This is a genomic window from Bradyrhizobium sp. AUGA SZCCT0431 (genome assembly GCF_018131065.1).
GTDB lineage: Bacteria > Pseudomonadota > Alphaproteobacteria > Rhizobiales > Xanthobacteraceae > Bradyrhizobium.
In genome coordinates, this window is record NZ_JAFCLR010000001.1 from 312886 (window position 1) to 337080 (window position 24195).

A 24195-nucleotide genomic window follows, 5' to 3' on the forward strand; every position below is an offset into this window, starting at 1 on the left:
AGCGAAGCGTGCCCACCATTCAGTTGCAACGATTGGATTAGATGGTGGGCACGGCGCATAGGCGCCTTTGCCCACCCTACGGCAGCCGGCGACTACGCCGCCGCGGCGGCCGTCACCACTTGCGCCAGCAGCGCTTCGCGCTTCGACTGCGAGCGGTAGCCCTTCATCGTCGCCGCGAAGCGTTCGAGGATGCCGTCCTCGAAGGCGGTGACGATGGTGTCGTGGACGTAGCTCTTGCGGCAGATCGCCGGCGTATTCGACAACTCGTCGGCAGCAGCCCGAACCGCCTCCAGCACCTGCTTCTTGCGGCCACGGGCGCTGGCCGCCGGTGAAATCCGCGACAGCGATTCCAGCACCACGGCCGACGCCATCAGGGTGCGGAAATCCTTCAGCGAAATCTTGATGCCGGCGATCTCGCGCAGGAACCCGTTCACCGTCGTGGTCGAGACGGTACGCACGGTGCCGGAATTGTCGCGATACTGGAACATGCGCTTGCCCGGCACGCCGCGCAGGATGCCGATCGCGCGCACGAGCTTGGCCGCGTCGCATTCCTTGCGCACGGCCTTGCCGCCCTTGGCCTTGAAAGTCAGGACGAAGCTGTCGTCTTCCAGCGAGACGTTGGACTTCAGCAGCGTCGTGGCGCCGCGGGTGCCGTTCAATCGCGCGTAGGATTCATTGCCCGGCCGGATCGCGGTGCGCGCGATCAGTTCGATCACCGCCGAGAGCGCGAACTCGCGGGTCGGCTCGTCGCCGGACAGATGCATCGAGACGTTGCGGCGGATCTTCGGCAAGGCCGCGACCAGGCGCGCCAGGCGATGGGCCTTGCGCTGCTCGCGGACCTTTTCCCAATCGGCGTGGTAGCGGTATTGCAGGCGGCCGGCGGCATCGACGCCGACCGCCTGCAGATGCGAGGTCGGATCGGGCGAATAACGCACCTGCTGATAGGCCGGCGGCACCGCCATCGAATTCAGGCGCCGGATGGTGCCGGCGTGGCGAATCGCCGTGCCGTTGGCGCGAACAAATGAATAGGCCTTGCCACGCTTGATGCGGCGGATGGTCAGCTCGTTCTGGTCGCCGAGCTTGAGGCCGAGTTCCTGCGCCAGCGATTCGACCGAAATCTTCGGCTCATGTTTCGCGAGCTTTTCCTTCGGCGAGGGGATTTTGGCGGGCGCCTTCAGCGGCGCTTTCGGCAATTGGCCAAGCGCTTCTGCCAAAGCGACGGCAGGATCAGCGGAATTGGGCCGCGTAGCCTCGAAATTCACCTGATCCATCATGACCGTCGTTGTCCTGCTCCGCCTGTTCGTCCGGTAATGCCGCTTGCTACGGCTTGGTTCCGGCGGGGCCCTGTCACCCCGGAAACGCCATTTAGGGGGTAACGAACCCCTTTGCGAGTCCCGATTCCGGGATTACCGGTTATTAGATACCGGTCATGGGAGCCATTCGCGCGATAACGTTGATTTTGGGTCGCACCAAAACGCGAAAGTGATGGCCGGACGGGGCTGGCAGGGCACCGCGGGAGCGCGGGAACCGACCAAGGTCGCAGATGTTTCCGCCTTGTCCGGGCCCCCTGCGACGCCTAATCATCGTAATAATCAAGACGGCTTGCGACCGCTTACGGGTAGGGCTCGCAATCAGCGGAGGGGAAAATGTCCGAGAAGATTTACGACGTGTCGGCAGACTGGTCGAAGCGCGCTTTCGTCGACGACGCCAAGTATCGCGAGATGTATGCGAGCTCGGTCGCCGACCCCAATGCCTTCTGGGCCGAACAGGGCAAGCGGATCGGCTGGATCAAGCCGTTCCACAAGGTCGAGAACGCCTCCTTCGCTCCCGGCAATATTTCGATCAAATGGTTCGAGGACGGCGTCCTGAACGTCGCCTGGAACTGCATCGACCGCCACCTCGACAAGCGCGGCGACCAGACCGCGATCATCTGGGAGGGCGACGATCCCAATGAGTCCAAACACATCACCTACCGCCAGCTGCACGACGAAGTCTGCAAGATGGCCAACATCCTGCGCACCAGGAACGTCAAGAAGGGCGACCGCGTCACCATCTACCTGCCGATGATCCCGGAAGCGGCGTATGCGATGCTGGCCTGCGCGCGGATCGGCGCCATTCATTCGGTGGTGTTCGGCGGTTTCTCGCCTGAGAGCCTCGCCCAGCGCATCACCGATTGCCAGTCCAAGATCGTCATCACCGCCGACGAAGGCCTGCGCGGCGGCAAGAAGGTGCCGTTGAAGGCCAATGTCGACGCCGCGATTGCCAAGAGCGGCGGCGTCGACTGGGTCGTCGTCGTCAAGCGCACCGGCGGCGCAGTCGACATGAACCCGACCCGCGACTTCTGGTATCACGACGCCGCCAAAATGGTGACGACGGAATGCCCGTGCGAGCCGATGCACGCGGAAGATCCGCTGTTCATCCTGTATACGTCCGGCTCCACCGGCCAGCCCAAGGGCGTGCTGCACACTTCGGGCGGCTATCTCGTCTTCGCGTCGATGACGCATCAATACGTGTTCGACTATCACGACGGCGACATCTACTGGTGCACCGCCGACGTCGGCTGGGTCACCGGCCACAGCTACATCCTCTATGGACCGCTGGCGAACGGCGCGACCACGCTGATGTTCGAAGGCGTGCCGAACTATCCGGACAATTCGCGGTTCTGGAACGTCATCGACAAGCACAAGGTCAACATCTTCTACACCGCGCCGACTGCGATCCGCGCGCTGATGCAGGGCGGCGACGAGCCGGTGAAGAAAACCTCGCGCAAGAGTCTGCGTTTGCTCGGCTCGGTCGGCGAACCCATCAATCCGGAAGCCTGGGAATGGTATCACCGCGTGGTCGGCGACGAGCGTTGCCCGATCGTCGACACCTGGTGGCAGACCGAGACCGGCGGCATTTTGATCACGCCGCTGCCGGGCGCGACAAAACTCAAACCCGGATCGGCAACGCGGCCGTTCTTCGGCGTGGTGCCCGAGATCGTCGATGCCGACGGCAAGGTGCTGGACGGCGAAACCTCCGGCAATCTCTGCATCGCCAAGTCCTGGCCGGGCCAGATGCGCACGGTCTATGGCGACCACGCCCGTTACGAGCAGACCTATTTCTCGACCTACAAGAACAAGTACTTCACCGGCGACGGCTGCCGCCGCGACGCCGACGGCTATTACTGGATCACCGGCCGCGTCGACGACGTCATCAACGTATCAGGCCATCGCATGGGCACTGCCGAAGTCGAAAGCTCGCTGGTGGCGCATGAGGCGGTCTCGGAAGCCGCCGTGGTCGGCTATCCCCACGACATCAAGGGCCAGGGCATCTACGCCTACGTAACGCTGATGAACGGCAAGGAGCCGACCGAAGCGCTGCGCAAGGAACTGGTGGCGTGGGTGCGCAAGGACATCGGGCCGATCGCCTCGCCCGATTTGATCCAGTTCGCCCCGGGCCTGCCGAAGACACGCTCCGGCAAGATCATGCGCCGCATCCTGCGCAAGATCGCCGAGGACGAACCGTCGAGCCTCGGCGATACCTCGACCCTGGCCGATCCCGCCGTGGTCGACGATCTCGTCCACAACCGGCAGAACAAGAAGGGCGCGCCGGCGTAGCGCGCGGCGACTGGCAAGTTGGAGCGCTGTGGCGGCAGGCTCGCTGCACCTCTCCCGCTTGCGGGGGAGGTCGTATCGCATCGAAGATGCGATGCGGGTGGGGGCTCTCTCCACACAATGACTCGCGGATAGACCCCCACCCCGCCCTCCCCCGCAAGCGGGAGAGGGAGCGCAGTACCTTCGCGGTTGCTACGTAACTTCATTACGGTCGAGCCACACTCACCGTCCGAGCGTCTTCCTCTCCGGCAACGTAGTCGGCAGCGGCCGGGGCGCAGGCTGCGGTGCAGAGCCGATGGTCGTCTTGTTGAGGCCACCGCTAGGCGCCATGACCACCGGACTGGGATTCGGCCGCATCGGCGCTGAAGTCGTTGGCGGCAGCCGGCTCGGCAACTGCACCGGCTCCTTGATCCGCACATTGTCACCCGAACCGTGGGGACGGATCACGCTCGGAATCCGCACATCGGGTTTGCCTGCCCCGGATGCGCCGCCAACCGGGTTGTGTCCGGTATGACCGCCGTTCGACGACGGTGGATTGCCGGCCGGCCGGCCGTCGCCGGTACCCGTAACCGGACCCGTCACCGGCGGTTTGCCGTCGCCGTCATGTGGCCGGTGGGCGTGGAGGCAGCGCCGCAGCGCAATGCCGCTGAGCCCGGCGCAGGGATTTTCGGTCACCGGCGGCTTCGGCAACGGATCGGGCCTCGTCGGGAAGACGCACAGATGGCCCACCCGCACCATTCCCGGGCGGCAGTAGTCCGGCAACCGGCAGACGCCATGATCCATGACCGTGCCGCGCGGGCACACCGGTGGGACCACGACGACGACCGGCGGACCATTGTCGATCGGCATGGCGGGACGCGGCGGCAGCGGCGACACAGGGTTGTGGACCGGCAACGGTTTGTATCCGCCGCCCTGCTTTGGACTCACTGGCGGGCAGTCCGGAGCCACCGCGCTCATGACGGCGAGGTTGTTCCAGATGAAATTCCAGTCGATCAAATTCTGCGCCAGGAACCAGGCCGGCCACGGCGAGAAGAAGATGTCGAGGTCGATCCACGGGCCGACCACGTATCCCGGCAACACGATCACGTGATTCCATACACGAGCCTGACGTCGGTGACGTAGGTCGTCTGCGTCAGCAGCACCGGGATCTGCTGCGGCGGCGCCGCGCCGTTGCAGCCTTGTGCAAACTTCTGCGTCTCGACAAAAATCCAGTAGGCGGCACTGTTGAAGTCGACGGTGGAAACCGTCTGGACGTCTTGGTCGGGCAGCATCGGCGCCCAGCCGACCCATTCCGGCGACGTGCGCCAGACAACCCAACCCGGGCTGAACTCCGCACCTGGTGTCCATATCCACCCCATCTGCGCATCCGACACCCAACGTCCGTAGTGGTGGACGATCGCACCCCACGGCGTCTTGTCGTCGTAGTACCAGCCATATTTGCGGGTCTTGACCCAGTTGCAGGGCGGATACGGACGCCATCCCTGCGGCGTCACCGTGGGGATCCACACTTCTCCGTATTTGGCGTGCTGGACAAACCGGCCGTACTGCGTGAGCACGCCGCGGAATTCGTCCTGTATCTTCGCAGCGCTTTGCTGCGGCACAACGTTCGCAGAATTTTGGGCAGATTCCTGCGCGGGCGCTTGCGCGAAAGCTGATGGCGTCGATGCGGAGAACACGAGGACGGCAAGCGCTGCGGCGAACATCGCCGTGAGCATCGTCCTGGTGTTGATCGAGATTTTCCGAGCAATGGTCATGATGATTGCTCCTCACTTCGCGTTCGACGGCGTGCAGGCTTGCGCGACGTTGAAGTTCAACGTCTTCTGCCACACGAAATTGGAATTCTTCATCATCTGGACCATGAACCACGCCGGCCACGGACCGAATCCGATCTGCACATGGACGAACGGCCCGATCAGATAAGGCGGCAGCACGATGACGACGATGCCGTCGACGAATTCGAGCGTGGTGATCCATTTGGTCTGGCGCAGCAGCACCGGGATGCGCTCGACCGGCGCTGTCTGCGTCGCGTCGCAACCCGCGTTGAACTTCGCGGTCTCGACGAAAATCCACTGATCGCTGTTGTTGAACTGATCGGCCGAGATGTTCTGGAAAGCCTGGTCCGGCGGCATCGGCGCCCAGCCCGTCCATTCGGGGCTGGACCGCCACACCACCCATCCGGGGCTGAATTGAGAACCGGGATCCCAGGCCCAGCCGATCTGCTGATCCCAGAACCAGCGGCCATAGTGATGCACGATCTGGCCCCACGGCGTCTTGTCGTCGTAGTACCAGCCATATTGTTTGGTCTTGACCCACTGGCACGGCGGATAGGGATGCCAGCCTTGCGGCGTGACCGTCGGCACCCACACTTCGCCGAAGCGGGCGTGCTGGACGAAACGTCCATACTGCGACAGCACCGCGCGGGCTTCGGCCTGCACCGGTTCGTCGCGAACGTCCTCCCTGACATCGTAGGAGGGTTGCGCCACGGCGGTTGCCGAAAGCGCGAACAGGCCCAGCAGCAATGCGGCCAGCATTCCCGCGAGGCGACCACCGCCGGCGCGGACGCCACGGCGCAGCAAAATAATCTCAACCAATGCTCGCATGAGCCGAACTCCTGCGCCCCGGAAATGGGCCGCAGCCAGTAGCCGCGTCGTCGCGACGCCGCGTTCGGGTTTCCCGGTTTAATTTTTCGTCATGTTCGGGGGCTGGTACCTGGCGACACCGGCGGCGGAGCATTTGGGCAATTCGTGGGTACCCCGCCCGGACCTGGTCGGCTCACGCAATCGTCAGGGCGGCGACCGCTCCCTGGGACGTTTCCTGACAAGTGTTGTTTTCAAGTCATTTACTTTAATTCGAACATTTCCTTTGGTTCCGCCATCGAAACGGGTCTCACGGCCGGCTTGGAAACCATCCGGTTAAGACACGCGGTTAAAAATGCGTGGGTGAGACGGCAAACCCCTATTTCTGATAGGTTTGCGTTGGCATTTGAGGACCCCCTGACGGGGGCGAGTGGGCGGGAGAAATTGATGTCGATGAGGATTGCGGTGGCGCTGGCCGCCACCATCGGTGCGGGCATTTTGATGTCATCGCCGGCAGAAGCGCGGCCGGAGATCGTCGGCGTCCGCGGCGATTACACGCCGGGTACGATCGTCGTGAAGACCAGCGAGCGCCGCCTTTATCTCATTCTCGATCAGGGCCGCGCCGTGCGCTATCCGGTCGGCGTCGGCCGCGCCGGCAAGCAGTGGGAAGGCACCACCCGCATCGACGGCAAGTATCAGAACCCGGCCTGGTCGCCGCCCGCCGAAGTGAAGCGCGACAAGCCGAACATGCCCAACGTCATTCCCGGCGGCTCGCCGAGCAACCCGATGGGCGTCGCGGCAATGACGCTCGCCGGCGGCGAATACGCCATCCACGGCACCAACGCGCCGGGCTCGGTCGGCGGTTTTGTCTCTTATGGCTGCATCCGCATGCTCAACGCTGACATCACCGATTTGTACCAGCGCGTTTCGGTCGGCACGCAGGTGACGGTGACGCGCTAACGACAGCCCTCGTCATTCCGGGATGGTCCGAAGGACCAGACCCGGAATCTCGAGATTCTCAGATGCGCAATTGCGCATCATGGTTCACTCGCTTCGCTCGCGCCCCGGAATGACAAACGGGATAAATCAGCCGCGCAACAGCGCGGCTTTTTCTTTTACTTGCCCACGTTCGCGCACCAGCCGTTGCGGTGGCCGCCGCTGTAGCTGCGCGCATGGCCGGCCGCGAGCAGCGCGGCCGAAACGCTGGTGGTCTTCTTGGTCGCCACGTCGGCCACGACCCGGCCGCTATATTTGTCTGGCCCGATATTTGAGATCGTGACCGCGCCTTCGCGGAGCAGGCCGCGCAACGCGTCGCTCGCGGCTTCCGCCATCTGCAATTCCTGCGGACAGGACGCCTTCAACTCCGGCGCATCGATGCCGCGCAGGCGGACCCGCGTGTTCAGCGCAAGGCCGGCAGACAAATGCACCCGCGCCTCGAACGTGTCGCCGTCGACGGTCCGGATCACGTCGACGGCGTGACGCACATCGGGACTGCCGGCGCTTCTCCAGATCATCTCGGCATCGCGCGCGGCCTGGCTGTCAGCCGTATGCGGAAACGGCCAATGCACCCAATGCCGCAAAGGCAGCATCGTCCCCGCGGCGACGGCGATCACGAACACCCAGGGCAACGCCGCCGAGAACCGGCGTCGCCAGGGACTGCGAGGCACCCTGTAAGTATTTATTCTCTCGTATGGGGACATATTCCCAGAATCTGGCTGAGTCGCGGTATTCCGGCAAGTTACCAAATCGCCTCAGAAGTCCGAGGCGATGCCTTTGCGCTCCCAGTCGCCGTAACGGGTGGGTTCGGGCCCCTTCGGACCCTGCAATTCCTTTTGTGCCGGTTGAGCGGCGTTGGCCTCAGCGGCTTTCCGGCGCGCTTCGGCCTCGGCGAGCGCACGCTGGGCGGCCGGCGTCAGCGGCTTGCGGGCCGCGCCGGGAAGCGCTGCAGACGGTGATGGGGGATCGTCGGTCATGGCAAAATTTCCGGCAAAACTTTCCTCAGGCCCATCTCATCAGAAAACCGATGAACGCAATGCCGGCATCACAATCGTGAAATCCGCGCCCGCGATTCTTACATTTGGCATATTCGCATGCCAAAGGAGTTTTTCATTTCCAAGTTCTTCACTTCGATGGCATGCGCCGAAACCCTGCTCAGCACCTTCCGAGATATTCCTTCTCCATGCCTCCTTCAAGATTCGCAGTTCCTGCCGAAGTTCCCGGTCTCGCGGCGCGGCGTATTGCGGCCGACATTCTCGACGGCGTGCTGCACAAACACCGCACCCTCGACGAGCAGCTCGACGGCGCCGGCGCCCATCCCGGATTGAAATCGCTCGCCGATCGCGACCGCGCGCTGATGCGGCGGCTGGTCGCAACGATTCTGCGGCGGCTCGGCACGCTCGGTCATTTGTTGTCGCGGCTGCTCGATCGCGGCGTTCCGACCGACGCGCCGCGCGCGCAAAGCGCGCTGTTGATCGGCGCCGCGCAGATTCTCTGGATGGACGTGCCCGATCATGCCGCCGTCGACCTGTCGGTGCGGCTGGTGCAATCGGACCGACGCGCCGCGAAATATGCCGGCCTCGTCAATGCCGTGCTGCGGCGTTGTGCGCGCGAAGGCCAGCCGCTGATCGACGAAGTCAAGGCGCAGACGCTGGACATTCCGCCGTGGCTGCTGGCGCGCTGGATCGCAGCCTATGGCGAGACCACCGCGCGCGAGATGGCAATTGCGATCGGCCATGAACCGTCGCTCGACATCACCGTGAAGTCGGACGCGCCGCAATGGGCGACCCGCCTGCACGGCGAAACGCTGCCGACCGGGACGGTGCGCACCCTGTTGCAGGGTTCCGTGACGATGCTGCCCGGTTTCACCGAAGGCCAGTGGTGGGTACAGGACGCCGCCGCCGCACTGCCGGCGCGGCTGTTCGGTGACCTCAACGGCAAGAGCATCGTCGATCTCTGCGCCGCGCCCGGCGGCAAGACCGCCCAGCTCGCACAAGGCGGCGCACGCGTCACCGCGGTCGATCGTTCGGCGCCGCGGATGACGCGGCTGCGCGACAATCTTTCGCGGCTGTCGCTGCAGGCCAACGACGTGGTGGCCGATGGCGCCGAATGGCCGGGCGGCGACGGCACGTTCGACGGCGTCCTGGTCGACGCGCCCTGCACCTCGACCGGCACCATCCGGCGCCATCCCGACGTGGCCTGGCTGCGGCAGGAAACCGACATCGCGGCGCTGAGCGCGTTGCAGGTCCGCTTGCTGAAAAAGGCGGTCGCCCTGCTCAAGCCCGGCGGGACGCTGGTCTATTGCACCTGTTCGCTGGAACCGGAAGAAGGCGAGCAGGCGGTGGCGGCGCTGCTCGCGACCGAATCAGGCGTGCGCCGCGCGCCGGTCGACGCCGGCGAAGTCGCCGGCCTTGCCGAGATCGTCACGGCGGACGGCGATTTGCGTACGCTGCCCTGCCATCTGCCCCACGACGACCCGCGGCTTGGCGGGCTGGATGGATTTTACGCCGCGCGGCTGGTTAAATCCTGATTTTGCACCGGAATTTCGCGACCTTCGGGTGATTCGCGCGCTTTCAAGATGGTGTCTTGGACGCGTTTCCGGATTAAAAGGATTCGCCACAAGATCTCCTCCCATCAAGGTCAGGCGTGTCGGTCGCTCAACGCAGACGCATTACGACGCTGGTCGCGAGCCGCTTTGCGCGGGGCGTGATGGCGCGCGCCAGCGGCAGTACCGTCGGGCTGTCGCGGCTGTGGCCGGGCCGCGCCGACCGTCTGATTATCGCGCCGCATGATTTGCGCACCGCCGACGCCACCCGCGCCGCCGAAATCTATGCCGGCCGCTTCGTGTTCGCCGGCAAGATCGTGACCTGCCACGGCCGCTCGATCTTCGATCTCGAGCCGCCGTCGGAAGATTGGGAAGTGGCGCTGCTCGGCTTCGGCTGGCTGCGCCATCTGCGCGCGGCCGATACCGCGCTGACCCGCGCCAACGCCCGTTCGCTGGTCGACGACTGGATTTCGAATCCGGGCCGCAAGCGGCCGCTCGAGCGCCGCGCCGATGTGCTGGCACGCCGCGTCATCTCGCTGTTGTCGCAGGCCCCGCTGGTGCTCGGCGATACCGACGGCAAATTCTACCGCAAATATCTGCGCGGGCTGACCCGCGAGATCCGCTATCTGCGCTACACCATGCTCGACATCGCCGACGGCGTGCCGCGGGTGCAGGTGCTGATCGCGCTTTGCTACGCCTCGCTGTGCCTCGCCAACCAGGCAAAACATATCCGCTCCGCGAGCCGGCGGCTGTCCGACGAATTGCAGCGGCAGATCCTGCCCGACGGCGGGCACATCTCGCGCAATCCCGGCGCGCTGGTCGAACTGCTCAGCGACATGCTGCCGCTGCGCCAGACCTTTGCCGCGCGCAATATCGCGCCGCCGCCGGCGCTGTTGAACGCGATCGACCGCATGATGCCGATGCTGCGCTTCTTCCGCCATGGCGACGGCGCCTTTGCGCTGTTCAACGGCATGAGCAACGCGCCGAACGATCTGGTGGCGACGCTGCTGGCCTATGACGACACCCACGGCGTGCCGATGGCGCACATGCCGCATACCGGCTTTCAGCGCCTCGATGCCGGCACCACCACCGTCATCATGGACACCGGCGCGCCGCCGCCGCCGAATATCAGCCAGGACGCGCATGCCGGCTGCCTTGCGTTCGAATTGTCCTCCGGGCCGAGCCGGATCGTCGTCAATTGCGGAATGCCGTCGACCGGCCGCGACAATTGGCGCGCCTTTGCGCGCAGCACCGCGGCGCATTCGACCCTGACCTATCACGAGACGTCGTCGTGCCAGTTCGTCGAGATATCGGCGATGAAGCGGCTGTTGCAGGGGGCGCCGGTGACCAGCGGCCCGGCCAATGTGGAGAGCTATCGCGAAGCCGTGGAGAACGGCGATATGCTGACCACATCGCATGACGGCTATCTGCCGCGATTCGGCGTCGTGCACCGCCGCGTGCTGATGATGGCGCCTGACGGCGCGCGGCTCGACGGCGAGGATACGCTGTCGCCGGCACCGGGCTCGCGCTTCAAGGGCAGCGGGACCGACTTTGCCTTGCGGTTTCACCTGCACCCGTCCGTGAAGGCGAGCCGGCTTTCCGACGCCCGCGGCGTCATGCTGGTGCTGCCCAACCGCGACGTCTGGACCTTCGAGGCGCTCGACGACAATGTCGACCTCGAGGACAGCGTGTTCCTGGCCGGCAATGACGGCCCCCGCCGCACCGCCCAGATCGTGATCCGGCAGGATTCCCGGCAGGCAACCTCGATCCGCTGGAATTTTGTGCGCTCCTCGACCTCGGCGGCGGCCACCAACGCCCGCCGCAACGCCAGGCGCGAGCCGGAATTGCCGCTGTAAGCAGCCTTCCATTGACACATGTAAGCTAATTGCTTACATTGGCGATGTGATCCGAACCTTCAAAAGCAAGGCCCTTGCGGAGTTGTGGACCAAGGGCAAGAGTTCGAAAATCGACGCAAAAATGCATAAGCGCATCTTTGCCAGGCTCGACCGTCTTGATGTCGCTGTCCGGGCTGAGGAAATGAACGTTCCTGGCTTCGATTTTCACTCTCTGCACGGCTTCGAACCACGACGCTATTCGGTTCACGTCAATGGACCGTGGTGCATTACGTTCGAATTCGAAGATGGCGAGGCTTGTCGCGTCGATTTCGAGCAATACCATTAGAGGAGCGAAAATGGTCTACGCGGCCAAGCGCAACAAAAACCGCTGCCCCACCCATCCCGGTGCGTTGCTTCGCGATGACGTTATTCCGGCCACCGGCCGTACCAAGGCAGAGATCGCCGGATTGCTCGGGATTTCGCGCCAGCATCTTTACGATATCCTTCAGGAACGAAAGCCGGTGTCCCCTACCGTCGCAGTACGCCTCGGCAAGCTGTTTGGCGACGGCGCTGGAATCTGGACCCGGATGCAGAGCGCTTACGATACCTGGCATGCGGAACAGACCGAAGATGTCAGTCATATTCCGACCATCAAGGCTAAGGCTGCCTGAGGTAAAGCTGGCTGGGACTGGCATGCCAATATCCCCCGTATTTTCCTGAATTCCGGCGTCGGCCGCGGTTTCATGACCGGCAAAACCATGCTACCGGGCTGGCTTACCAGCCAGAAAATCTGCCAGGAAACCTGCAATGACCGACCATCCGCGCCGAGTGACCCGCGCTCTATTGTCCGTTTCCGACAAAACCGGCCTGATTGAATTCGCCCGTGCGCTTGCAGGCCACGGCGTCGATCTGGTCTCCACCGGCGGCACGGCAAAAGCGATCGCTGCGGCAGGGCTGAAGGTCAGCGACGTCTCCGACCTCACCGGTTTCCCCGAAATGATGGATGGCCGGGTCAAGACGCTGCATCCGAAGGTGCATGGCGGCCTGCTCGCGATCCGCGACAACAAGGAACACACTGATGCGATGCAGGCGCACGGCATCGCGCCGATCGATCTGCTGGTTGTCAACCTCTACCCGTTCGAGGCCACCGTCGACAAAGGCGCCGGCTACGAGGATTGCATCGAGAACATCGACATCGGCGGTCCGGCGATGATCCGCGCCGCGGCGAAGAACCACGACGATGTCGCGGTCGTCGTCGAAGCCAGCGATTATCAGGCCGTGCTCGACGAGCTCGCCGCCAACAACGGCGCCACCTCACTAAAACTGCGCCGCCGTCTCGCGGCAAAAGCCTATGCCCGTACCGCGGCCTATGACGCCGCGATCTCGAACTGGTTTGCGCTTCAGTTGAAAGACGACGCACCGGATTTCCGCGCCTTTGGCGGAAAACTGATCCAATCCTTGCGCTACGGCGAGAACCCGCATCAGACCGCGGCGTTCTATGCGACGCCCGACAAGCGGCCCGGCGTTTCGACCTTGCGCCAGCTTCAGGGCAAGGAACTGTCGTACAACAACATCAACGATACCGATGCGGCCTATGAATGCGTCGCCGAGTTCGACCCGGCGCGCACTGCGGCCTGCGTCATCGTCAAGCATGCCAACCCCTGCGGCGTTGCCGAGGGCAGCGATCTGCTCGGCGCTTACAAAAGGGCACTGGCGTGCGATTCGACGTCGGCCTTCGGCGGCATCGTCGCGGTCAACCGCACGCTCGACGCCGACGCTGCACGCGCCATCACCGAAATCTTCACCGAGGTCATCATCGCGCCCGATGCCACGGAAGAAGCCATCGCCGTCGTCGCTGCAAAGAAGAATCTGCGGCTGCTGCTGGTCGGCGGCCTGCCCGATCCGCGCAAGCCGGGTCTTACCGCCAAGACGGTCTCCGGCGGACTTCTGGTGCAAAGCCGCGACAACGCCGTGATCGAAGACATGGCGCTGAAGGTCGCAACCCGGCGCGCGCCCACCGACGCCGAACTGCGCGATCTCAAATTCGCCTTCCGCGTCGCCAAGCACGTCAAGTCCAACACGATTATTTACGCCAAGGATCTCGCCACCGTTGGCATCGGCGCGGGACAAATGAGCCGGGTCGATTCCGCGCGCATCGCCGCCCGCAAGGCGCTGGATGCCGCGGCCGAACTGAAGCTCGCCGAACCGCTGACCAAAGGCTCGGTGGTCGCGTCAGACGCGTTCTTCCCGTTTGCCGACGGCATGCTGGCCTGCATCGAAGCCGGCGCCACCGCGGTGATCCAGCCCGGCGGCTCCATGCGCGACGATGAAGTGATCAAGGCCGCCGACGACCACGGTATCGCCATGGTGTTCACCGGCGTCCGGCATTTCAGGCATTAACTTGTGTCGTCCCGGCGAACGCCGGGACCCATACGCCGCGGCCCCTCGATTTCGAGTGGTCCGAGTTAATACTTCTCGCGAACAATAAGCAGCAGTGGTTATGGGTCCCGGCTCAAGGCCGGGACGACGTGGTGAGGGAGATCGGCAACCTCACCTCTCCCGCACCCGCAACAGCAGCGCCAGCCCTACAACAAAAAACACCACCAGCAGCGCCATCCCCGCTTTCTGGCTCGCGGTCACCGCCGTAACAACGCCGATCAGCAGCGGTCCGACGAACGAGGTGACCTTTCCGGTCAGCGCGAACAGTCCGAAACACTGCGCGATGCGATCTTGCGGCGCGAGCCGAATCAGCAGCGTGCGCGACGCCGCCTGCAGCGGGCCGCCGGCGCCGCCGATCAGGCATCCGAGGATGAGATAGGCGCGCTCCGCAGCACCGGCGAATAATGGTCCGCCGGGCACGGGCGGCGCCACCTTCACGAACAGGATCGAATCCTTGTCCACCAGCAGGATGGCGGCGAGTGCCAGCAGCAGCACCAAGAGGCTGATCGCGATCACGCGCTTCGGCCCCACGCGGTCGTCGAGCTTGCCGCCGAGCCACGCGCCAAACACGCCCGCGATGGCGGCTACGATGCCGAAGGTGCCGATCTGGATCGTGTGCCAGCCGAACGTGCCCGCCGCATAGATGCCGCCGAAGGCGAACAGCGACACCAGCCCGTCGGTATAGATCATGTTGGCGAGCAGGAACGTCGCCAGCGATTTCTGCTTCGGCAATTCGCGCAGCGTCTGCTTCAGCTCGCTCAAACCTTCGCGCAACGCCGCGCGCACCGGAAGCTTTGCCGGATAGTCCGGCGTCAGCAAAAACATCGGCAGCGTGAAGAGCATGAACCACAGCGCCGTCAATGGCCCGGTGATGCGGTCGCCCGCATGCGTCACCGGGTCGAGGCCGAACAGCGGCATGAAGCCGAACAGCGTGCGTCCGGTCTGCGGATTGGCGGCGAGAAAACCGAGCACCAGGATCAGGCTGAGGATACCGCCGACATAGCCGGTAGCCCAGCCGGTGCCGGACAGCCGTCCGATCTTGTCCGGCGGCACCAGCGTGGGCATCATCGCGTTGTTGAACACGGTGGCGAATTCGACGCCGACGCTCGCGATCGCATAACACAGCAGCAGTGTCGGGATGATGCTGGGATCGCCGGGCTTTCCGAACCACATCAGGCTGGAGCCGATCACCAGCAACAAGCCGAATCCCGCGATCCACGGCTTGCGGCGGCCGCTGGCGTCGGCAATCGCGCCCAGGATCGGCGACATCAGCGCAATCATGAGACCTGCGGACGCGGTGGCAAATCCCCACAGCGCCTGCCCGGTCGCCGGATCCGGCGCGACGAAGCCTGCGAAATAGGGGGCGAACACGAAGGTGGTGATCAGCGTGAAATAGGGCTGCGCGGCCCAATCGAAGAAGATCCAGCTGACGACGGCGGCGCGGGGCGGATATTTTCTTGAAGTATCAGCGCCAGCTGCCTGAGGAGCAATCACCGTCATACCCAGGAATTTCCTTCATCGATCACGACAAGGCGTTTTGCCCGTCGAATTCGAACCCATATAGCATGCGATTATCATGCGTGTGCTATTGCCAGGCAGCACACCGGCTCAACTGCGGCGGATTTTGGATGATTTTCTGCACGAATAAGTGGCGTAGCGCGCTGGTGACCATCACCCTTGTCGTTGCATGCAGCACAACGGCGGATGCGCAGGAGCAACGCCGCCTCTATACACCGCCTGACCTTGCCACGGTTCGCGCCGTATCCGCCCAGCACGGCATGGTGGTGGCGCAGGAAAAACTCGCGGCCCGCATCGGCGCCGGCATTTTGCGGCAGGGCGGCAACGCGGTCGACGCCGCGGTCGCGACCGGCTTTGCGCTGGCCGTGACCTATCCACGCGCCGGCAATATCGGCGGCGGCGGCTTTATGGTGATTCATTCCGCCGAGCGCAACGAAGACGTCGCGATCGATTATCGCGAGACCGCGCCGTCCGCTGCCACGCGCGACATGTATCTCGGCGCCGACGGCAAACCCGACACCGACAAATCGCGCAATTCGGCGCTCGGCATCGGCGTGCCCGGCACCGTGGCGGGCCTGGCGCTGGCGCTGGAAAAATACGGCTCCGGCAAATTCACCCTCGCACAGATCATCCAGCCATCGATCGAACTGGCCCGCGACGGTTTTATGGTCGCCGACGACATGGCCGACACCCTCTCCGACATGTATCGCCGGATGGCGCGCTGGCCGAATTCCGCCAAATCTTTCTCCCGTGCCGATGGTGAGCAGCTGCGTGACGGCGACCGGCTGATCCAGCCTGATCTGGCGGCCACGCTGACCGCGATCGCCGAACAGGGCCCGCGCGGCTTCTATGAAGGATCGGTCGCCGAAAAGCTGGCGAAGGCGGTGAGCAGCGCCGGCGGCATCATGACGCCAGACGATCTGAAATCATATCAGGCGCTGCTCCGCGCGCCGGTGCGCGGCAATTACCGCGGCTACGACATCGTCTCGATGCCGCTGCCGTCGTCGGGCGGCACGGTGTTGCTGGAAACGCTGAACATCCTCGAAGGCTTTCCGATGTCCGACATGAAGCAGGGCTCGGCGCCCTCGCTGCATGTCATGATCGAAGCGATGAAGCGCGCCTATGCCGACCGCGCCCGCTATCTCGGTGACCCCGATTTCGTCAACGCGCCAATGCAAGTCCTGCTCGCCAAGGATTATGCGGCGAGGCAACGCGCCAGCATCGATCCCGAACGCGCAACGCCATCGGCCGATGTCTTGAAGATTACCCCGCAACGCGAGGGCAGCAACACCACGCACTATTCGGTTGTCGACAGTCGTGGCAACGCCGTCAGCAACACCTACACCCTGAACTTCCCCTATGGCGTCGGCCTGGTCGCCGACGGCACCGGCGTACTGCTCAACAACGAGCTCGACGATTTCACCGCCGCGCCCGGCGCCTCCAACGCCTTCGGGCTGGTGGGTTTTGAGGCCAATCTGCCCGGCCCGGGCAAGCGGCCGCTCTCGTCGATGTCGCCGACCATCGTGCTGAAGGACGGCAAGCCGGTGCTGGTGACGGGAACACCCGGCGGCAGCCGCATCATTTCGGCGGTGCTGCAGATCGTCGTGAACGCGCTGGATTACAAGATGGATGTTGCGGCTGCCGTGGCGGCGCCGCGCGTGCACCATCAGTGGATGCCCGACGAAGTGCGGGCGGAACGCGGCTTTCCGCAGGAGACGCTCGACGCGCTGAAGGCCAGAGGGCATCAGGTGATCGTGCCGCTCGGCCAGACCTCGGCCAATTCGATTGCGGTTACGCCAAACGGCCTGCTCGGCGCTCCCGATCCGCGCACCCGCGGCGCGGAAGCGGCGGGGCAGTAGGTTCGATGCCAATTTGCTGATTGCCTCGTGAGTGTATCGGGGTAAGGCTTGCTCGGTCGTTCCCTCTCCCCTTGTGGGAGAGGGTTAGGGAGAGGGGTGGCCGCGAGTTCGGTGCTTGTGGCTTACCCCTCACCCCAGCCTTCCCCACAAGGGGGGAGCCACCAAGCTGCGCGTCCCTAACTATGCGTCCCCAACCTGGAGTGCTCCCATGACATCCCTCAAAGGCAAGACGCTGTTCGTATCCGGTGGCAGCCGGGGCATCGGCCTGGCGATCGCGCTGCGCGCCGCACGTGACGGCGCCAATGTTGCGATCGCGGCCAAGACCGCGGAGCCGCACCCAAAACTCAAGGGCACCATCTACACCGCCGCCGACGAGGTGCGCGCTGCCGGCGGCAAGGCGCTGCCGGTGCTGTGCGACATCCGCGACGAAGCGCAAGTGATCGCGGCGATCGACAAGACCGTTGCCGAGTTCGGTGGCATCGACATCTGCGTCAACAATGCCAGCGCCATCAGCCTGACCAATTCGCAGATGACCGACATGAAACGGTTCGACCTGATGATGGGTATCAATACGCGAGGCACCTTCCTGGTGTCGAAATATTGCATCCCGCATCTGAAGAAATCAGCCAACCCTCACATCCTGATGCTGTCGCCGCCGCTCGACATGAAAACGAAATGGTTCGAGCATTCCACCGCCTATACGATGGCCAAATTCGGCATGAGCATGTGCGTGCTCGGGCTGTCAGGTGAATTGAGATCGGCAGGCGTCGCCGTCAACGCGCTGTGGCCGCGCACCACGATCGCGACCGCCGCGGTCGGCAATCTCCTCGGCGGCGACGCGATGATGCGCGCCAGCCGCACGCCTGAAATCATGGGCGACGCCGCTTATGTCATCTTCACCAAACCCTCCCGCGAATTCACGGGGCAGTTCTGCATCGACGACAAGGTGCTCTATGCCAGCGGCGTGCGCGATTTCGAGCCTTACCGGGTCGACAAATCCGTGCCGCTGATGTCGGATTTCTTCGTGCCCGATGACGACGTTCCACCGCCCGGCGTCACTGTGCAGGCGCTGCCCTCGGTTGGCGCGGCGCAGCCGTCGCGGTAGAGGCGATCGGCTGCGGAGCGGCGCGTGGGCTGGCGTAGTTGGATCGCTGTCGGATTGCTGGTGGCCGTGCCGGCAGCGGCTTGCGTCGTCCTCCGTCCCGATCGCGCGATCCGCATCGCCACCGGCGTGGTCGCGCACAGTGTCTGCGCCAAGACCTTCGTATCCGGGCTCGATCCGCAGACCGTGTTCTCGGAAACCATCGAGCGTGCCTCGCTGCGCCGCGTGCGCGCGCTGCTGAAATTCAGGGTCGACCGCACGGCCGGGACGGTCGATGCATCGGCCGCGGGAATGCTCGGCAGCCGCGCTGTCTATCATGAAGGGCTCGGCTGCGTGCTGCGGCACGGAACGAAGGAGCCGTATATCCTCAAGAGCGACATTGACGCATTGAAGGTACCGAAATCGCCGCCGCTGCTGGGCGAGATTGCCGGCCCCGATGTCGTGGCGCCGTCCAATCCCGCATTGAAGGCCGCGCTCGATCACGCCTTCGAGGAGCCGGCCGAGCCGCCGTTCCGGCGCACCAAGGCGGTGGTCGTGGTGCATGACGGCGAGGTGATCGCCGAGCGCTACGCCAGCGGCATCGGCGTCAACACGCCGCTGCTCGGCTTTTCCATGACCAAATCGGTGGTCAATGCCTTGATCGGGGTGCTGACACAGCAAGGCCTTGTCACGCCCTCGATGCCCGCGCCGATACCGGAATGGCGCGGCGATCTCAGGCGCGAGATCGAGGTCGAGCATCTCTTGCGCATGACCACCGGACTGGCGCTCGATGAAACCAGCAGCTTCGGCCGGATGGTCTATCTGCAGGACGACATGGCGGGTTCGGTGGTCAACGCCGCCGTCGTCGCGCCGCCGGGCACGCGCTGGGCCTATTCCAGCCCGACCACGCAATTGTTGGCGCGGATCATCCGCGATGCCGTCGGCGGACCGGAGCAGACCCTGGCGTTTGCCTGGCGCGAATTGTTCAATCCGCTCGGCATGCGCACCGTCACACTCGAATTCGACGCGACAGGCACGCTGCAGGGATCAACCCATATGCTCGCGAGCGCGCGGGACTGGGCGCGGTTCGGGCTGCTGTTTGTCAATGACGGCGTTGTCGGCGGCAAACGCCTGCTGCACGAGGACTGGGTGGATTTCTCGGCCGCCGCGACACTCGACACCGACTATGGCGCCGGGTTCTGGACCAATCGCAGCGAGCATGTACACGCCAAGGAACGCGTGCGGCTCGGAATTCCCCGCGACGCGTTCGGCGCGGCGGGCGATCTTGGCCAGCGCATCGTGATCATCCCGTCGCATCGCCTCGTCGTGGTGCGCCTCGGCGACAGCGTCGATCCGACCGGCGATATCGGCGGGCTCGCGCGATTGGTGAAGGAAGTGATTGCGGTGGTGGGGCCGTGAGTCGTCATTCCGGGATGGTCCGAAGGACCAGACCTCAGGGGCGCAATTGCGCCCTGGGGAATCTCGAGATTCCGGGTTCGATGCTACGCATCGCCCCGGAATGACGACGTCACCTCCCAATCACATACGGCCCGCCCTTTTCCAGCGCGCGCGCATAGGCCGGACGGGCGTGGATGCGTTCGAGGAACGCCATTGCCTTGGGGTGACCGACCTCCAGCCCGCCGCGCGCGGCGGCGGCTTCCAGCGGAAAGCTCATCTGGATGTCGGCGCCCGTGAATTCGCTGCCGGCGAACCATTCGCTTTTCGCCAGTTCGCTCTCCCAGTAATCCATGTGCTGCTTGAGCTGCGGATTGACCAGTGTGGTCAGCGCCGTATTGCAGACCTTGCGCACCAGTGGCCGCAACAGGGCCGGCGCGCGTTTCGGCATCAGCGTGAACAACAGTTTTAGCAGCAGCGGCGACATCGCGGATCCTTCCGCATAGTGCAGCCAATAGGTGTAGCGCAGCCGCTCCGGCGTATTCGGCGCCGGGATCAGTTTGCCATTACCATAAGTGCCTATGATGTATTCGGCGATCGCGCCTGATTCCGCGATGGTGTTGCCGTTGTCGGTGATGACGGGCGACTTGCCGAGCGGGTGAATGGCGCGCAGCTCTTTCGGCGCGCGCATGTCGCCCTGGCGTTGATAGCGCACGATCTCGTAGGGCACGGCGAGCTCTTCGAGCAGCCACAGCACGCGCTGCGATCGGGAATTGTTGAGATGGTGCACCGTCAGCATAGCCGCTCCCCAAATTGAACGCCGCGTTGGTGCCAGCCGGGCACGGGAAAGTCGAGATGGCTTCAAGACGGGTTATGGGCTTTGACAGGCATAATTTACCCGGGTAATATCCAAGTAGAATCGAGGAACAGCCGTGAATCCCACACCGGATGCCGCCTACATCGCTTTTGAAGGAGACCGCTGCGTCGGATCGGGCGATCTGCACGAGGTCGCCCGTTCCGCCAGGCAAGCGCTCGGGCAGCAGCCGCAGGCCTCGATCCTGATTTTCAACGGCAGGACCAGCGCGCTGGTCGATGTCGACTTCCGCGGCTCGGTCGACGACGTCGTGGCGCGGATTCCGCTGCCGGAGCCACCGGCCACCGATGAAGATACCGCCCTAGCCGCCCCGCGTGGTCCCGGCCGCCCGAAACTCGGCGTGGTCGCGCGCGAGATCACGCTGTTGCCGCGGCATTGGGACTGGCTGGCGCAGCAAAAGGGTGGCGCCTCGGTCGCAATCCGGAAACTGGTCGACGAGGCGCGCCGCAACAACGAGGGCAGCGATCGCATCCGCCTCGCGCAGGAGGCCGCCTATCGTTTCATGTCGACCATGGCCGGCAACCGGCCGCATTTCGAGGAAGCGATCCGCGCGCTGTTCGCGGGTGATGCACCCCGCTTCGAGCAATTGATCGCCGAATGGCCCGCGGATGTGCGGGACCATGCTGCAAGGCTGGCAGTTCCGGCATTTCATCGCGAAGCTTGAGACGAAGTCCGGTTGATCCGGCTGATCGGACCCGCTAGGTTGATTGAAATGATAGGGATCATATAAGAACCATCCGAGGGAGACCGCCGTGAGCCCAAATCCGCAATTCTTGTTCGATTTCGGCAGCCCCAACGCCTTCCTCAGCCACGAGGCGATCCCGGCGATCGAAAAGCGGACCGGCGCGAAATTCGAATATGTCCCGGTGCTGCTCGGCGGCATCTTCAAGGCCACCAATAACAAGTCGCCGGCCGAAACGCTCGCCGGCGTCAAGAACAAGCGCGAGTTCCACGCGATCGAGACCGAACGCTTCGTCAAGCGCTTTGGCGTCAAGCCCTACACCTGGAATCCATTTTTTCCCGTCAACACGCTGAACCTGATGCGATCAGCGGTCGCCGCGCAAATGGAAGGCGTGTTCGAGAAGTACGTCGAAGCTGCGTTTCATCACATGTGGGTCGAGCCGAAGAAGATGGACGATCCGGAAGTCGCGGCGAAGGCGCTGGCCTCCTCCGGCCTCGATGCAGGCAAGCTTTTGGCCCGCTCACAGGACGCGGATGTAAAGGCAAAGCTGATCGAGAACACGCAAGCCGCGGTCGAGCGCGGTGCATTCGGTTCGCCGACGTTCTTCGTCGGCAAGGAGATGTTCTTCGGCAAGGAACAGTTGCGCGAAGTCGAGGAGATGATTTCGGGCAGTTGACGACGCAGTCGTCATCCCGGGGCGCGAAGCGAACCCGGGATCTCGAGATTCCCCGGTGCGCAATTTGCGCACCTGAGGTCTGGTCCTTCGGACCATCCCGGAATGACGGCGACACAGAATCAGCGGAGTTCACCAATGCAAAAACGCAACGCAACTGTGGCCGTGATCGGCGCCGGCGACTACATCGGCGGCGAAATTGCCAAGAAATTCGCTTCCGAAGGCTTCACCGTGTTCGCCGGAAGGCGTGACGGCGCCAAGCTGGAGCCGCTGAAGAAGGAGATCGAGGCAGCAGGCGGGTCGGTCGTGGCGCGCTCGCTCGATGCGCGCAAGGAGGACGAGGTCGCCGCCTTCCTCAACGACGCCGACCAGCACGCGCCGCTGGAGGTCTGCATTTTCAATGTCGGCGCCAACGTCAATTTCCCGATTCTTGAAACCACCGACCGCGTGTTTCGAAAGGTCTGGGAAATGGCCTGCTGGGCCGGCTTCCTGGCGGGCCGCGAATCGGCGCGGCTGATGCTGCCGCGCGGCCAGGGCAACATCTTCTTCACCGGCGCTACCGCGAGCCTGCGCGGCGGCAGCGGTTTTGCTGCCTTTGCCAGCGCCAAATTCGGCCTGCGCGCGGTGGCGCAATCGATGGCGCGGGAGCTCGGCCCCAAAAACATCCATGTTGCGCATCTGGTCATCGATTCCGGCGTCGATACCGCCTGGGTGCGCGAGCGCCGCGAACAGCTCTGGGGCAAGGAAGCCCTCAACAATCCGGATTTGCTGATGCCGCCGGCCTCGGTCGCGGCGTCCTATTGGCAGCTCTACCAGCAGCCGCGCAGCGCCTGGACGTTCGAGCTGGAGATTCGTCCGTTCGGGGAGAAGTGGTAGGACGCTCTTTCCGTCATGGCCGGGCAAAAGCGCGAAGCGCGTCTTGGCTGGACACCCCGGCCATCCACGTCTTCATTGCTGCCATCCGAATAAAGACGTGGATGCCCGGATCAAGTCCGGGCATGACAGAGTGAGTTCTGTACGGGAGACTGAACAATGCGCATTCTCGTGGTCGGCGCCGGCGCCATCGGCGGATATTTCGGCGGCAGGCTGCTTCAGGCCGGGCGCGACGTGACGTTTCTGGTGCGGCCGAAGCGGGCCTCTGAACTCGCCTCCGCCGGCCTCGTCATCAAGAGCCCTGCCGGCGACGTTACGCTGAAGAATCCGCCGACGGTGCAGGCCGACAGGCTCAGCGAAAAATTCGACGTGGTGCTGCTGAGCTGCAAGGCGTTCGACCTCGAGGACGCGATCAAGTCCTTTGCGCCGGCGGTTGGCCCAGATACCTCGATCATCCCGCTGCTCAACGGCATGCTGCACTTGAACGTGCTCGACGAAAGATTTGGCGCGGAGCGCGTGCTGGGCGGCCTCTGCGCGATTGCCGCGACGCTCAACGAGGCGCGCGAGGTGGTGCAGCTGGCGCCGATGCAGTCGCTCAATTTCGGCGAACGCGACGGCAAGATGTCGGATCGCGTCCGTGCGATCTCTGAAATCTTCACCAGCGGCAACATTGGCGCTGTGGCCAGCGAACACATCATGCAGGACATGTGGGAGAAGTGGGTATTCCTCGCCTCATTGGCGGCCTCGACCTGCCTGATGCGCACTTCAGTGGGCAACATCCTGGCGGTGACGGGCGGCAAGGATTTCCTGCTCGGCATGCTCGATGAATGCAGCGCGGTCGCAACAGCGGAAAGCTTTGCCCCCGGTGGACCGTTCTTCCAGCGCACCCGTGGTTTGTTGACCGCGGAAGGCTCGCCCATGACCGCGTCGATGTTCCGCGACGTCAAGGCGGGATTCCCGGTCGAAGCCGATCACGTCATCGGCGATCTCGTCGCTCGTGCCGACGCCGCGAAAATTCCGGTGCCAAAACTGCGCATCGCCTACACCCATCTCAAGGCGTATGAGAAGCAGCGGGGGTGAGGCGCGCGAGCACCGCCATCTAAATTTATTGTCGTCCCGGCGAAGGCCCTAGGCCATGCACACATCTTTTCGAGTCAAAAAATTGACTCTTGATCAAGGACTTAGTCGCTACAGGGTGACGAAATTTCGCGAGTGCAGCTCAGCAAAAATGCATCATTTCTCTGCGTTCTTGC

Annotated in this window: 22 protein-coding genes; 14 read left to right on the forward strand and 8 right to left on the reverse strand. The window is 64.0% G+C overall.

Features of this window, described 5'->3' with window-relative positions; translation table 11 throughout:
- Positions 1-92 precede the first annotated feature (92 nt).
- Positions 93-1274, reverse strand: a complete 1182-nt coding sequence (locus JQ567_RS01415) for a DNA topoisomerase IB (protein WP_212437139.1) — start codon at positions 1272-1274, stop codon at positions 93-95.
- A 372-nt stretch (positions 1275-1646) separates the two neighbouring features.
- Between JQ567_RS01415 and acs the strand changes: the two genes are divergently transcribed.
- Complete coding sequence (gene acs / locus JQ567_RS01420; RefSeq protein WP_212437140.1) at positions 1647-3599, forward strand: acetate--CoA ligase; 1953 nt, start codon at positions 1647-1649, stop codon at positions 3597-3599.
- 219 nt (positions 3600-3818) lie between these two features.
- Here the strand turns inward: acs and JQ567_RS01425 are convergent, their stop codons facing one another.
- The 3 genes from JQ567_RS01425 to JQ567_RS01435 are packed head-to-tail and all read right to left on the reverse strand — an operon-like array spanning position 3819 to position 6196.
- Entirely contained in the window at positions 3819-4676 is an 858-nt protein-coding gene (locus tag JQ567_RS01425) for a hypothetical protein (protein WP_212437141.1), read from the reverse strand.
- Positions 4677-4678: 2 nt separating this feature from the next.
- On the reverse strand, positions 4679-5350 hold the full coding sequence (locus JQ567_RS01430) for a DUF6600 domain-containing protein (RefSeq protein WP_212437142.1): 672 nt from the start codon (positions 5348-5350) through the stop codon (positions 4679-4681).
- Between the two features lie 12 nt (positions 5351-5362).
- Positions 5363-6196: a DUF6600 domain-containing protein gene (locus JQ567_RS01435; protein WP_212437143.1), complete on the reverse strand. Its 834-nt coding sequence runs from the start codon at positions 6194-6196 to the stop codon at positions 5363-5365.
- A 423-nt stretch (positions 6197-6619) separates the two neighbouring features.
- Between JQ567_RS01435 and JQ567_RS01440 the strand changes: the two genes are divergently transcribed.
- On the forward strand, positions 6620-7132 hold the full coding sequence (locus JQ567_RS01440; RefSeq protein WP_212437144.1) for a L,D-transpeptidase: 513 nt from the start codon (positions 6620-6622) through the stop codon (positions 7130-7132).
- Between the two features lie 155 nt (positions 7133-7287).
- On the opposite strand, the gene JQ567_RS01445 is transcribed toward JQ567_RS01440, so the two are convergent.
- Positions 7288-7872, reverse strand: coding sequence for a thermonuclease family protein (locus JQ567_RS01445; protein WP_212437145.1), 585 nt, complete (start codon positions 7870-7872; stop codon positions 7288-7290).
- 51 nt (positions 7873-7923) lie between these two features.
- On the reverse strand, positions 7924-8145 hold the full coding sequence (locus JQ567_RS01450; RefSeq protein WP_212437146.1) for a DUF1674 domain-containing protein: 222 nt from the start codon (positions 8143-8145) through the stop codon (positions 7924-7926).
- A 206-nt stretch (positions 8146-8351) separates the two neighbouring features.
- On the opposite strand from JQ567_RS01450, the gene JQ567_RS01455 reads away from it, so the two are divergent.
- The 5 genes from JQ567_RS01455 (at position 8352) to purH (ending at position 13948) form a co-directional block, all read left to right on the forward strand.
- Complete coding sequence (locus JQ567_RS01455) at positions 8352-9698, forward strand: RsmB/NOP family class I SAM-dependent RNA methyltransferase (RefSeq protein ID WP_212437147.1); 1347 nt, start codon at positions 8352-8354, stop codon at positions 9696-9698.
- 116 nt (positions 9699-9814) lie between these two features.
- Positions 9815-11569 carry a heparinase II/III family protein gene (locus JQ567_RS01460; protein ID WP_212437148.1) on the forward strand — a complete coding sequence of 585 codons (1755 nt, stop codon included), beginning with the start codon at positions 9815-9817 and terminating at the stop codon, positions 11567-11569.
- Between the two features lie 46 nt (positions 11570-11615).
- Positions 11616-11894, forward strand: coding sequence for a type II toxin-antitoxin system RelE/ParE family toxin (locus JQ567_RS01465; protein WP_212437149.1), 279 nt, complete (start codon positions 11616-11618; stop codon positions 11892-11894).
- 10 nt (positions 11895-11904) lie between these two features.
- Positions 11905-12219 (forward strand): HigA family addiction module antitoxin, encoded by a 315-nt coding sequence (locus JQ567_RS01470; RefSeq protein ID WP_212437150.1) that lies wholly within the window; start codon positions 11905-11907, stop codon positions 12217-12219.
- A 136-nt stretch (positions 12220-12355) separates the two neighbouring features.
- The gene (gene purH, locus JQ567_RS01475; RefSeq protein ID WP_212437151.1) at positions 12356-13948 is read left to right on the forward strand and encodes a bifunctional phosphoribosylaminoimidazolecarboxamide formyltransferase/IMP cyclohydrolase; all 1593 of its coding nucleotides are present in this window, start codon (positions 12356-12358) and stop codon (positions 13946-13948) included.
- 150 nt (positions 13949-14098) lie between these two features.
- Here purH and JQ567_RS01480 read toward each other — a convergent pair whose 3' ends face one another.
- Positions 14099-15487, reverse strand: a complete 1389-nt coding sequence (locus tag JQ567_RS01480; protein WP_212437152.1) for an MFS transporter — start codon at positions 15485-15487, stop codon at positions 14099-14101.
- Positions 15488-15615: 128 nt separating this feature from the next.
- Here JQ567_RS01480 and ggt point away from each other — a divergent pair, with 128 nt between their 5' ends.
- The 3 genes from ggt (at position 15616) to JQ567_RS01495 (ending at position 19864) form a co-directional block, all read left to right on the forward strand.
- Positions 15616-17364, forward strand: a complete 1749-nt coding sequence (gene ggt / locus JQ567_RS01485; protein ID WP_212437153.1) for a gamma-glutamyltransferase — start codon at positions 15616-15618, stop codon at positions 17362-17364.
- 208 nt (positions 17365-17572) lie between these two features.
- Positions 17573-18469 carry an NAD(P)-dependent oxidoreductase gene (locus JQ567_RS01490; protein WP_212437154.1) on the forward strand — a complete coding sequence of 299 codons (897 nt, stop codon included), beginning with the start codon at positions 17573-17575 and terminating at the stop codon, positions 18467-18469.
- Between the two features lie 24 nt (positions 18470-18493).
- A complete protein-coding gene (locus JQ567_RS01495) occupies positions 18494-19864 on the forward strand; it encodes a serine hydrolase (protein WP_212437155.1) in 1371 nt (456 codons plus the stop codon).
- Positions 19865-19973: 109 nt separating this feature from the next.
- On the opposite strand, the gene JQ567_RS01500 is transcribed toward JQ567_RS01495, so the two are convergent.
- Positions 19974-20639 (reverse strand): glutathione S-transferase family protein, encoded by a 666-nt coding sequence (locus JQ567_RS01500; protein WP_212437156.1) that lies wholly within the window; start codon positions 20637-20639, stop codon positions 19974-19976.
- A 133-nt stretch (positions 20640-20772) separates the two neighbouring features.
- Here JQ567_RS01500 and JQ567_RS01505 point away from each other — a divergent pair, with 133 nt between their 5' ends.
- The 4 genes from JQ567_RS01505 (at position 20773) to panE (ending at position 24022) form a co-directional block, all read left to right on the forward strand.
- Positions 20773-21378, forward strand: a complete 606-nt coding sequence (locus JQ567_RS01505; RefSeq protein WP_212437157.1) for a DUF2239 family protein — start codon at positions 20773-20775, stop codon at positions 21376-21378.
- An 88-nt stretch (positions 21379-21466) separates the two neighbouring features.
- On the forward strand, positions 21467-22072 hold the full coding sequence (locus JQ567_RS01510; protein ID WP_212437158.1) for a 2-hydroxychromene-2-carboxylate isomerase: 606 nt from the start codon (positions 21467-21469) through the stop codon (positions 22070-22072).
- A gap of 135 nt (positions 22073-22207) precedes the next feature.
- Positions 22208-22945 (forward strand): SDR family oxidoreductase, encoded by a 738-nt coding sequence (locus JQ567_RS01515; protein ID WP_212437159.1) that lies wholly within the window; start codon positions 22208-22210, stop codon positions 22943-22945.
- Positions 22946-23101: 156 nt separating this feature from the next.
- The gene (gene panE, locus JQ567_RS01520; RefSeq protein ID WP_212437160.1) at positions 23102-24022 is read left to right on the forward strand and encodes a 2-dehydropantoate 2-reductase; all 921 of its coding nucleotides are present in this window, start codon (positions 23102-23104) and stop codon (positions 24020-24022) included.
- The last annotated feature ends 173 nt before the right edge of the window (positions 24023-24195 follow it).

Excerpts from the sequence above, each read along its gene's own strand:
- JQ567_RS01415 (WP_212437139.1), bottom strand. The coding sequence starts at position 1,274 with ATGATGGATCAGGTGAATTTCGAGGCTACGCGGCCCAATTCCGCTGAT.
- acs (WP_212437140.1), top strand. The coding sequence starts at position 1,647 with ATGTCCGAGAAGATTTACGACGTGTCGGCAGACTGGTCGAAGCGCGCT.
- JQ567_RS01430 (WP_212437142.1), bottom strand. The coding sequence starts at position 5,350 with ATGACCATTGCTCGGAAAATCTCGATCAACACCAGGACGATGCTCACG.
- JQ567_RS01435 (WP_212437143.1), bottom strand. The coding sequence starts at position 6,196 with ATGCGAGCATTGGTTGAGATTATTTTGCTGCGCCGTGGCGTCCGCGCC.
- JQ567_RS01440 (WP_212437144.1), top strand. The coding sequence starts at position 6,620 with ATGTCGATGAGGATTGCGGTGGCGCTGGCCGCCACCATCGGTGCGGGC.
- JQ567_RS01445 (WP_212437145.1), bottom strand. The coding sequence starts at position 7,872 with ATGTCCCCATACGAGAGAATAAATACTTACAGGGTGCCTCGCAGTCCC.
- JQ567_RS01450 (WP_212437146.1), bottom strand. The coding sequence starts at position 8,145 with ATGACCGACGATCCCCCATCACCGTCTGCAGCGCTTCCCGGCGCGGCC.
- JQ567_RS01455 (WP_212437147.1), top strand. The coding sequence starts at position 8,352 with ATGCCTCCTTCAAGATTCGCAGTTCCTGCCGAAGTTCCCGGTCTCGCG.
- JQ567_RS01470 (WP_212437150.1), top strand. The coding sequence starts at position 11,905 with ATGGTCTACGCGGCCAAGCGCAACAAAAACCGCTGCCCCACCCATCCC.
- purH (WP_212437151.1), top strand. The coding sequence starts at position 12,356 with ATGACCGACCATCCGCGCCGAGTGACCCGCGCTCTATTGTCCGTTTCC.
- JQ567_RS01480 (WP_212437152.1), bottom strand. The coding sequence starts at position 15,487 with ATGACGGTGATTGCTCCTCAGGCAGCTGGCGCTGATACTTCAAGAAAA.
- ggt (WP_212437153.1), top strand. The coding sequence starts at position 15,616 with ATGATTTTCTGCACGAATAAGTGGCGTAGCGCGCTGGTGACCATCACC.
- JQ567_RS01490 (WP_212437154.1), top strand. The coding sequence starts at position 17,573 with ATGACATCCCTCAAAGGCAAGACGCTGTTCGTATCCGGTGGCAGCCGG.
- JQ567_RS01500 (WP_212437156.1), bottom strand. The coding sequence starts at position 20,639 with ATGCTGACGGTGCACCATCTCAACAATTCCCGATCGCAGCGCGTGCTG.
- JQ567_RS01515 (WP_212437159.1), top strand. The coding sequence starts at position 22,208 with ATGCAAAAACGCAACGCAACTGTGGCCGTGATCGGCGCCGGCGACTAC.
- panE (WP_212437160.1), top strand. The coding sequence starts at position 23,102 with ATGCGCATTCTCGTGGTCGGCGCCGGCGCCATCGGCGGATATTTCGGC.